Below are 555 nucleotides of genomic sequence, written 5' to 3'. Positions count from 1 at the left end.
GTGACGTGTTCGGGGTCGACGCCGAGGGCTTCGGCCATCAAGAGCTGGGACCACTCGCTCGGAGGGCGGGCGGTGGGCCGCTCCCAGGCGTACACCTGCTGCTTGGTGGTGCCGGCGCGGCGGTCGCGGCGGCGCGCGGCAGCTCTCATCGCCACCGCCAGGTCGGTCATCGACATGCCCCGCAAGGCCCGGGCGACGGTGATCGGGTGCTGGAAACTCTGCGCGTCCACGGACCCCATCTCAGCACCCGCCGGGTCCCGGGCGGGCCGAAACGAGGGGGGTGCATTACCCCTCCAAGACGGATGAACCCTGCTGTACCGCACGGAGGTTCGGTTGTACTCGCACCTCCGGGCCGATCGGCCCGCGTGATCGAACGACTGCGGGGAGGTTGTGGTGGACGACGTGGTGACCGTCGCGGTGAGCGGCGCGGACAACACCGGCAAGACCAAACAGCTGGGCATCATTGTCCCCCGCCTCGGCCCGGTGGCAGCCCACGCGGGTCCGCTGGACGCGCACGACGCCCGTTGGGCGGAGATCAAGACCCAGGGGATGGGC

1 protein-coding gene is annotated in these 555 nt (G+C 70.8%); it reads right to left on the bottom strand.

All coding sequences use genetic code 11. From position 1 onward, the window contains the following. Positions 1-230, bottom strand: a 230-nt coding sequence (locus ABD323_RS44690) for a hypothetical protein (RefSeq protein ID WP_486327194.1), incomplete at its 3' end; no start/stop codon positions are given. Positions 231-555 lie beyond the last annotated feature (325 nt).

Origin of the sequence: Kitasatospora nipponensis (assembly GCF_039528135.1) — a bacterium.
Classification (GTDB): Bacteria; Actinomycetota; Actinomycetes; order Streptomycetales; family Streptomycetaceae; genus Kitasatospora; species Kitasatospora nipponensis.
Note: the sequence above shows the minus strand (reverse complement) of the source record. Positions and strands in the feature narration are given on the sequence as shown.